We start from the raw sequence: 8,842 nt of genomic DNA on the forward strand, positions 1-8,842 counted from the left end.
GCCGGGGGGGGCTGGGGGGAGAAAGGCCTGGGGGGGGCGCGCGCCGGTGGGTGCCCCGGCGCGCGCTTCGCAGTACTTACAGCTCGGTGCCGGGGGCGAACTGGGCCATCGAGATCTTCGCGGCCTCGGTCAGGTCCTTCTCCTCGGTCGTGCCGGAGGAGCGGATCGACTCGATCCAGGCGCGGACCGACTTCTCGTTGAACTGCAGGACCTCCGGCGACTCGGCGAGCTCGACCGGGTTGTTGTCCGCCGGCAGGTCGCCGTCGACGTAGAGCGCGAGGCCGAGCAGGCCGCCGTCCCAGCCGGGGCCGACCCAGAGCGCGCCGGAGCCACCGGGGGCGGGTGCCTCGCTCATCGAGTGCTCGAGCTCCAGCTCGGTCGACGAGCCCGAGCCGGGCAGCAGCCGGAGCTCCAGCAGGCTGGTCGGACCGCCGAAGGTCACCTTGAACCGCTTCGGCGGCTCGCACTCGAGGATCTCGCCGCCGGCGTTCTGCTCCAGCTGGAAGGTGCCGCCGACCTTGAAGTCGCCGGTGACCGGCCAGAACCAGCGGCGCATCCGCTCCGGGTCCGTGAGGGCGTCCCACAGCTCCTCCGGCTCCGCCTGGTACGTGCGGCGCATCAGCACCGTCACGGTCTCGCCGGTGCGGCTGACCTCCCGCTGGACCGCGTTGATGTGCTCGAGGATGTCGATCACGGGTCTTTCCCTCTCCTGCTCGGCTGCTGAGATGGTCCCCAGAATGCCGTTCAGGACTTATATAAGTCAAGGCTGAGATAATCACGCCGCCTCCGCTTCCGTGGACCCCGCGGTCGCGGTCAGCGGCAGGGTCGTCGCGGAGTACTCATCAGCGGGATACGGCGTCGCGGTCGCCTCGGCCGGGTCGGACGCGGGCACGACCGCCGGAGCGGCGAGTCGGGTCGGCTCGGCGCGTGGCGGGTTCTTGCTGAACGTCGTCGTGCCGCGGGTGAGGTCGTGGCCGATGGAGAAGGCCTCGAGGATCACCCGGCTGACCTGCTCGCCGGCGTCGTTGGTCCACTCGTGGGTGCGTAGCCGGCCGGTGACGATGACCGGTTGGCCGACATGTACGGATTCAAAGGCGTTCTGGGCGAGGGATCGCCAGCACTGGACGCTGAACCAGGTCGTGGGTTTGTCGACGAACGTGCCGAGGGTGCGGTCGAACTGACGTGGTGTCGAGCCGAGCCGGAACGATGCATGCGGGCTCTGTCCGACCTCCTTGAACTCGGGGTCGCTGCCGACCCAGCCCAGAACTGTCACGTAGGTCTCGCCGGTGCTCATGATTGGCCGCCTTCCGATGGATCGCGGGATGCGTTGTCACCGGAGAAGATGCACCGGCCGGGCGGCGGGCGGCGCTGTGATCTTCGCGGCTGTGGACAACCTCAGGGCTGGTTGGGAAACCGCCAGGGGGAGCACATAGGCTCTAGGGCATGGCGGAATTCATCTACACGCTTCGCAACGTCCGGAAGGCGTACGGCGACAAGGTCGTTCTCGACAACGTCACGCTGAACTTTCTGATCGGCGCGAAGATCGGCGTCGTCGGCCCGAACGGCACCGGTAAGTCCTCGTTGTTCAAGATCATGGCCGGGCTCGAGCACCCGAACAACGGCGAGGCGCGGCTGGGTGAGGACGCGACGGTCGGGATCCTGCTGCAGGAGCCGCCGCTGACCGAGGGCAAGACCGTGCTGGAGAACGTCCAGGAGGGGGTCGGCGACACCAAGCAGAAGCTCGACCGCTTCAACGAGATCTCCGCCGAGCTGGCCGACCCGGACGCGGACTACGACACGCTGCTGGCCGAGATGGGTGACCTGCAGACCGAGCTCGACCACCGCAACGCGTGGGACATCGACGCCCAGCTGGAGCAGGCGATGGACGCGCTGCGCTGCCCGCCGCCGGAGGCGATCGTCGACAAGCTGTCCGGTGGTGAGCGCCGCCGGGTCGCGCTCTGCAAGCTGCTGCTGCAGCAGCCCGACCTGTTGCTGCTCGACGAGCCCACCAACCACCTGGACGCCGAGTCCGTGCTGTGGCTGGAGCAGCACCTGCAGAAGTACCCGGGCGCCGTCATGGCGATCACCCACGACCGGTACTTCCTGGACAACGTCGCCGAGTGGATCCTCGAGCTCGACCGCGGCCGCACCTACGGCTACGAGGGCAACTACTCGAAGTACCTGGAGACCAAGCAGGCCCGTCTGGTCGTCGAGGGTCAGAAGGACGCCAAGCGGCAGAAGATCCTGGAGCGCGAGCTCGAGTGGGTCCGGTCGAACGCGAAGGCCCGGCAGACCAAGAGCAAGTCCCGGCTGGCCCGCTACGAGGAGCTGGCGGCCGAGGCCGAGCGCTCTCGCAAGCTGGACATCGACGAGATCAACATCCCGGCCGGTCCGCGCCTCGGCAGCACGGTGCTGGAGGCCAACAAGCTGATCAAGGGCTTCGGCGACCGCAAGCTGTTCGACGGCCTGAGCTTCAGTCTCCCGCGGGCCGGGATCGTCGGTGTCGTCGGCCCGAACGGCGTCGGCAAGTCGACCCTGTTCCGGATGATCGTCGGCGAGGAGCAGCCGGATGCCGGCGCCCTGAAGCTCGGCGAGACGGTGAAGATCTCGTACGTCGACCAGTCGCGCGGCGGTCTGGACCCGAAGAAGACGGTCTGGGAGCAGGTGTCCGACGGCCTCGACTACATCAAGGTCGCGAACTTCGAGATGCCGAGCCGGGCGTACGTCGCCTCGTTCGGTTTCAAGGGGCCGGACCAGCAGAAGCCGACCGGCGTACTGTCCGGTGGTGAGCGCAACCGGCTGAACCTGGCGCTGACGCTCAAGATGGGCGGCAACCTGCTGCTCCTCGACGAGCCGACCAACGACCTGGACGTCGAGACCCTGCAGTCGCTGGAGGATGCGCTGCTGGAGTTCCCGGGCTGTGCGGTGGTCGTGTCCCACGACCGGTGGTTCCTGGACCGCGTGGCGACCCACATTCTCGCCTGGGAGGGCGACGACAACGACCCGGCGCAGTGGTTCTGGTTCGAGGGCAACTTCGCGTCGTACGAGGCAAACAAGATCGAGCGCCTCGGTCCGGAGGCGGCGCGGCCGCACCGTGTCACACACCGGAAGCTCACGCGCGACTGAGCAGAAACCCGTACGAAGGGCCCCGTCTCCCAGGTTGTGGAGGCGGGGTCCTCTGCGTTGCTGATAGTTAGCTCTTGCGCTAAGTATCAAGACGAGGCAATACTTAGCCGCATGGCACAGTATTCGGCGGAGGTTGACGGGGTGTTCGTCGCGTTGGCCGATCCGACGCGGCGGAGTGTGATCCGGCGGCTGGGGCGTGGACCGACGAGCGTCGGGGAGTTGGCGGCCGAGTTCCCGATCACGCTGCCCTCGTTCATGAAGCATGTCCGGACGCTGGAGTCGAACGGGCTGATCCGCACGGTGAAGACCGGGCGGGTGCGGACCTGCGTGCTGAACCGCGAGCGGCTGGCGCTGGTCGACGACTGGCTGGACGAGCAGCGGCGGATCTGGGAGGACCGCACCGACCGCTTGGAACGCTTCGTCACGGCGGAGCAGCCGGAGCATGCCGAGCGGCCGGAGGGTGTGGCGGAGACGGAGCATGTCGTGACGATGGAGGAGGGGCTGTGAGTCGGGGAGAGTTTGATCCTGAGCTGGATCTGATGGTGGAGCGCGTGATTCGGGCGCCGCGGGCGGCTGTATGGCGTGCGTGGACGGACCCGGTGCGGTTCGAGCAGTGGTGGGTTCCGGCGCCGGCCATGTGTCGCGTCGATCGTCTGGAGATCCGGCCGGGCGGCGCCCTAGTGACCCAGCTCAGCGATGACGGTGCACAGTGGGGCCCGCACCTCGATGCGGTGATCCTGGTCGCGGAGGACCTCGAGCGAATCGCGTTCACGAATGCGATCGACAGCACCTGGCGGCCCGCGGATCCGCAGCCGATCGCGGTGACGGGCGAGGTGATCCTCGCCGATCACCCGGACGGCACGGAGTACCGGATGATCGCGCGGCACGGCGATCCCGCCAGCCGTTCGCGTCACGCGGAGCTCGGGTTCGCCGACGGCTGGGGCAGCGTGACCAAGCAGCTCGCCACTCTCGTCGAGGGCGAGGTCGTGCGATGAAGCTCGTACTGACGGAGTTCGTCACGCTCGACGGCGTGAGTCAGGGCCCGGGTTCGCCGACCGAGGACACGAGCGACGGCTTCACCCGAGGCGGCTGGCTGGTGCCGTTCATGGATGACCTGTTCGTACGCCGGGCCGCCGAGTGGCTGCACCGAGCGGACGGCTTGCTCCTCGGGCGACGGACGTACGACGCCTTCGCGCGCGACTGGCCGCAGATCACCGACCCGGACGACCCGTTCACCGAGCTGATGAACTCGCTCCCGAAGTACGTCGTGAGCAGCACCCTCACCGAAGCGAGCTGGAACCCGACGACGATCCTCGCGAACATCGACGCCGTCGCGGAGCTCAAGAAGGAGCCAGGCAACGAGCTGCAGATCCACGGCAGTGCCCGCCTCGGCGGCGCGCTGGTGAACGCAGGCCTGGTGGACGTCGTCCGACTGGTCGTGGCGCCAACCGTGATCGGCGCCGGTCGGCGGTTGTTCGAGCAGCCGAGCGACACCGCAGGCTTGAAGCTCACAGCCCAAGAGGCAACGTCGACCGGGCTCCTGCTGCTGGAGTACGACGTCGTCGGCGCCGCGGTCGTCGGCGAGTACGCCGGTGTTACCGCTCCTCGAGAACGCGCTCGATAACCGGCAGATCCTCGGTGATGAGCGCCTTCCACAGCGCCCACCCGCGAGCCCGCGCCCACATCGCGTCGTCCTGCCGTACGGCGTCCCGGAACGCGGACCGGGATGATCCCGTGAAGAACGTGTAAGCGATGACGAGATCGCAGGCGGGGTCGCCGACTCCCGACGTACCGAAGTCGATGACTGCTGAGAGGCGGCCGTCGCGGACCAGGAGGTTGCCGCTCGCGATGTCGCCGTGGAACCACACCGGCGATCGGTCCCAGGTCGCGGCCAGCGCGGCGTCCCACACCTCGCGGGCGTGGTCCGTGTCGATGCGCCCCTTCAGCGCGGCGAGGGCCTCGAGCGTCTCGTCGTGGTAGTGCTCGGGAGGGGCGCCGCGGTAGAAACTGTGCGCACCGGCGAGCGGCGCGTCCGATGCGTCGACGCTCTGCAGGGCCAGGATGAAGCCCGCGATCGCCCGCGCGAACTCGTCCAGATCGGGGACCGTCTCAACCGAAGCGGTCGCGCCCGGGATCCAGCGCCGGATCGCCCACGGGTGTGGATATCCCTCGCCGGGTGAGCCCTTGGCCACAGCCTCAGGGATCTCGGCCGGCAGATGCGGTGCGAGAACCGGCAGCCACCGGTGTTCCTTGTCGACGGCAGCGACATAGCTCGAGTGCGTCGGCAGCCGCGCCGTCAGGTCCGTCCCCAGCCGGTACGTCCGGTTGTCCCAGCCGTCGATCTTGACCGGCGTGATCGGCAGATCGGCCCATTGCGGGAACTGCTGCGCGATCAGGCGCCGTACGAGTGCCGCGTCGATGCCGGCCCGGCCGTCCTGGTGAAAGTCCGTCACGCCGAGAAGGTTCTCGAACCTCGCCAGCGGCCTCAAACGGTTTAGCTGGTGGCTTCAGTGACCGAGTCGTCGAGGAACGCGGAGATCGTCTTCAGCTCCTCGACGCTGCGGCTGGCCAGTACGGCGTGCATCCGCTCGCCCTGGTCGGCGTACAGCGGGACCAGCTTCTCCTGGATCGCCTCCAGCGACGGCGTGACGACGACCTTGCGGCGATCGCCGGGATCGGGCCGACGGGTGACGAAGCCGTGCGACTCGAGCCGGTCGATGACGCCGGTGACGGTGCCGGACGTGAGCCCGGTGTACTCCGCGAGCTGCCGCGGCGTCAGCGGGCCGTGCGTCTGCAGCAATGTCATGAACTGCGAGTCGCTCGCGCCGAGTCCGACCTTGGCCGAGACCGCGTGGTTGTACAGCACCACCTCGGCGATGAATCGGATCAGCCGCTGCTGGATCTCGCCGGTGAGCTCTTCGCGTGCACTGGTCATGGTCCGCCTCAGCATAGGGCTTGCATTTCTCTCGGATTCCCAAGATACTCGGATTGCCAAGATACTTGAAGGAGTGAGAGAGATGAAGGTGCTGGTGATCGGTGGCGGGACCGGCGGGCTCGCGTTGGCCCACGGTCTGCGGCGGGCAGGGATCGAGGTCTCGGTGTTCGAGCGCGACGCGTTGCGGACCGACGGCCTGCACGGGTACCGGGTCGGGATCGATCCGGACGGCAGCCGGGCGCTGCACGCGCTGCTGCCGAGGGAGCTGTACGACACGTTCGTGGCCACCAAGGCGCGCGATCCGAAGTACTTCAACATGCTCACCGAGGACCTCAAGGAGGTCCTGTCGATGGAGATCCCCGCGTCGACGGACCCGGTGGAGAGCGAGAAGTCGATCAGCCGGATGACGCTCCGCCAGGTGCTGCTGACCGGCCTGGAGGATGTCGTCGAGTTCGGCAAGGAGTTCACCCGGTTCGAGCAGCACGGTGACCAGGTCACGGCGTACTTCGCGGACGGGACCGAGGCCACCAGTGACGTGCTGGTCGCCGCCGACGGTTCGGGCTCGCGGGTACGCCGTCAGTACCTGCCGCAGGCGAAGACCGAGGAGACCGGGATCGTGGCGATTGCGGGCAAACTGCCTATCACCGCCGAGAGCGCGCAACTCGTCCCGCCGAAGGTGTTCGAGGGCATCTCGATGATCAACGCGCCCCGCGGACTGTTCTGCATCCTGCACGTCATGGAGTTCCAGTGGGACCGCGACGGGCGAGTGAAGAGCGGGATCGGTGGCAACACCGAGGAGCTGATCCAGCGTTGGCCGGGTCTGCAGTTCGACAACACCCGGGACTACATCAACTGGGGTCTGTCGGCGGCCAAGGACAAGCTGCCGGCCGACATCATGGAGCTCCGCGGCGAGGAGCTCATCAAGGTTGCGCTGGATGTGACGCCCGGTTGGCACCCGAACCTGCGCCGGCTGTTCGAGCTGACCGATCCGGGCACCTGCTTCCCGGTGAACATCTGGACCTCGGTCCCGCTGGAGTCCTGGGAATCGAGCAACGTGACGCTGCTGGGTGACGCGATTCACACCATGACGCCGGGTCGTGGCGTCGGGGCGAACACCGCGCTCCGCGATGCCGTCAACCTGTGCCGCGCGCTGATCGACGTACGGGACGGTCGTCAGGAGCTGATCCCGGCGGTGCATGCCTACGAGGCGAAGATGATCGACTACGGCTTCGACGCGGTGATCAAGTCGCGGGCGCAGATGACCTCGGACGACCCGGTGCACAAGCCCGTGATCGGTCGCCTGGCGCTGGCCGGCCTGCGGACGGCGATGCGCGCGGTCAACCACCTGCCGCCGGTCAAGCGGCGGATGCGGGACTCGATGCTCGCCTACCGCGGCGCCGACCGGGACGAGCTGACCCTGGAGATCAACCCGTCACCGGTGGAGCGTTGAGTCAGCGCTGGCCGATGTGCTCCGACACCGAGTCGAAGACGCGGCCGATGGCGGCGAAGTCCTCGGTGCTGGCGAGGTCGACCAGGTTCTCCCGGACGCCCTCGACGTGGAACGGCGCGGCCTGCTCGAGCAGCGCGAAGCCGCCCTCGGTCAGCTCGGCCCACACGCCACGCTTGTCGCTCGTGCACGACGTGCGACGGACCAGGTCGGCGGCCTCGAGGCGGCCGACGGTGTGGGTCAGCCGGGACCGGCTCTGGTGCAGCCGGTCGGCCAGGTCGGCCATCCGGAGCCGCCGCTCGGGGGCTTCGGAGAGCCGGACCAGGATCTCGTAGTCGTTGATGCCCAGGCCGAACCGCCGCAGGTCGTCGTCGAGTTTGGCCATCAGGCGTGCGGTTCCCAGCAGGTACGCACGCCACGCCACCTGCTGCTCGGCGCTGAGCCACCGAGTCCCCTGGTCCATCTCAGTCTCCATCGTCACGGGAACAGTGTACCGGGAATGTAGTTGACTTTTAAACAGTTACTACCTACTGTCGTGGTCATCGGTTGAACTTTTAACTATGACCGCCTCGCCCCCACAGTACCCACCCCGGTTTCAGTAGCTTTCCCGAGAGGACCTCATGAGCGACACCACCACCACCGGCACCGTGATCAGCACCATCCCCGGCCTGGTCGCCGGTACCTACACCCTCGACGCCGCGCACACCGAGATCGGCTTCACCGTCCGGCACCTGATGACCAAGGTCCGCGGCACCTTCCAGGAGTTCAGCGGCGAGATCAACGTCAAGGACACCATCGAGGAGTCCGCGACCAGCGTCTCGGTCGAGCTGGCCTCCGTGCACACCCGCAACGAGCAGCGCGACGGTCACCTGCGCTCCGGCGACTTCTTCGACGCCGAGAAGAGCCCGAAGATGACCTTCGTCAGCAAGGGGATCAAGCCCGAGGGTGACGACTACATCCTGGCCGGCGAGCTGACCATCAAGGACGTCACCAAGCCGATCGAGCTCGCGGTCGAGTTCCTCGGCGTCGACCAGAACGCGTACGGCCAGACCATCATCGGTTTCGAGGCCTCCGCGTCGATCAGCCGCAAGGAGTGGGGCATCGACTTCAACGTGCCGCTCGAGGGTGGCAAGCTCCTGATCGGTGACAAGGTGGACATCCACCTCGACGTCCAGGCTGCTCTGCAGGCCTGATCCCGGCCGGCAACAGACTCCAGTCAGCGAAAGACCCCGCACCAGGTGGCGGGTTCATGCGGTCCTCGCAACACCTCGATTTGAGGAGTTGCGGGGACCGTGTCGTTTTCGGAGGAGTTGGCCGGCCTGTTGAGGTTGGTG

The 8,842-nt window shown here is 67.5% G+C and carries 11 protein-coding genes; 6 read left to right on the forward strand and 5 right to left on the reverse strand.

All coding sequences use genetic code 11. From position 1 onward, the window contains the following. Positions 1–76: 76 nt before the first annotated feature. Together ACWGID_RS08020 and ACWGID_RS08025 are read right to left on the reverse strand one after the other, a co-directional pair. Entirely contained in the window at positions 77–694 is a 618-nt protein-coding gene (locus ACWGID_RS08020) for an SRPBCC family protein (protein WP_452195581.1), read from the reverse strand. A gap of 81 nt (positions 695–775) precedes the next feature. Further along, positions 776–1,294 (reverse strand): single-stranded DNA-binding protein, encoded by a 519-nt coding sequence (locus ACWGID_RS08025; protein WP_452195583.1) that lies wholly within the window; start codon positions 1,292–1,294, stop codon positions 776–778. 149 nt (positions 1,295–1,443) lie between these two features. Here ACWGID_RS08025 and ettA point away from each other — a divergent pair, with 149 nt between their 5' ends. The 4 genes from ettA (at position 1,444) to ACWGID_RS08045 (ending at position 4,750) form a co-directional block, all read left to right on the forward strand. Then, entirely contained in the window at positions 1,444–3,126 is a 1,683-nt protein-coding gene (ettA, locus tag ACWGID_RS08030) for an energy-dependent translational throttle protein EttA (protein WP_452195584.1), read from the forward strand. A 111-nt stretch (positions 3,127–3,237) separates the two neighbouring features. Next, complete coding sequence (locus ACWGID_RS08035) at positions 3,238–3,633, forward strand: ArsR/SmtB family transcription factor (protein WP_452195586.1); 396 nt, start codon at positions 3,238–3,240, stop codon at positions 3,631–3,633. Next, positions 3,630–4,121 carry an SRPBCC domain-containing protein gene (locus tag ACWGID_RS08040; RefSeq protein WP_452195588.1) on the forward strand — a complete coding sequence of 164 codons (492 nt, stop codon included), beginning with the start codon at positions 3,630–3,632 and terminating at the stop codon, positions 4,119–4,121. The genes ACWGID_RS08035 and ACWGID_RS08040 overlap by 4 nt, the downstream gene beginning before the upstream one ends. Further along, complete coding sequence (locus ACWGID_RS08045) at positions 4,118–4,750, forward strand: dihydrofolate reductase family protein (protein ID WP_452195590.1); 633 nt, start codon at positions 4,118–4,120, stop codon at positions 4,748–4,750. Before ACWGID_RS08040 ends, ACWGID_RS08045 begins: the two co-directional genes overlap by 4 nt. On the opposite strand, the gene ACWGID_RS08050 is transcribed toward ACWGID_RS08045, so the two are convergent. Both ACWGID_RS08050 and ACWGID_RS08055 read right to left on the reverse strand, forming a co-directional pair. Beyond that, positions 4,722–5,579 carry an aminoglycoside phosphotransferase family protein gene (locus tag ACWGID_RS08050; protein ID WP_452195592.1) on the reverse strand — a complete coding sequence of 286 codons (858 nt, stop codon included), beginning with the start codon at positions 5,577–5,579 and terminating at the stop codon, positions 4,722–4,724. The two genes, ACWGID_RS08045 and ACWGID_RS08050, sit on opposite strands and share 29 nt — an antisense overlap. A 41-nt stretch (positions 5,580–5,620) precedes the next feature. Next, positions 5,621–6,061: a MarR family winged helix-turn-helix transcriptional regulator gene (locus ACWGID_RS08055; protein ID WP_452195594.1), complete on the reverse strand. Its 441-nt coding sequence runs from the start codon at positions 6,059–6,061 to the stop codon at positions 5,621–5,623. A gap of 82 nt (positions 6,062–6,143) precedes the next feature. On the opposite strand from ACWGID_RS08055, the gene ACWGID_RS08060 reads away from it, so the two are divergent. Further along, positions 6,144–7,511, forward strand: coding sequence for an FAD-dependent oxidoreductase (locus ACWGID_RS08060; RefSeq protein WP_452195596.1), 1,368 nt, complete (start codon positions 6,144–6,146; stop codon positions 7,509–7,511). 1 nt (position 7,512) lies between these two features. On the opposite strand, the gene ACWGID_RS08065 is transcribed toward ACWGID_RS08060, so the two are convergent. Next, entirely contained in the window at positions 7,513–7,971 is a 459-nt protein-coding gene (locus ACWGID_RS08065) for a MarR family winged helix-turn-helix transcriptional regulator (protein ID WP_452195617.1), read from the reverse strand. A 157-nt stretch (positions 7,972–8,128) separates the two neighbouring features. Here ACWGID_RS08065 and ACWGID_RS08070 point away from each other — a divergent pair, with 157 nt between their 5' ends. Continuing rightward, positions 8,129–8,701 (forward strand): YceI family protein, encoded by a 573-nt coding sequence (locus ACWGID_RS08070; RefSeq protein ID WP_452195598.1) that lies wholly within the window; start codon positions 8,129–8,131, stop codon positions 8,699–8,701. The last annotated feature ends 141 nt before the right edge of the window (positions 8,702–8,842 follow it).

Source organism: Kribbella sp. NPDC054772 (assembly GCF_053611945.1).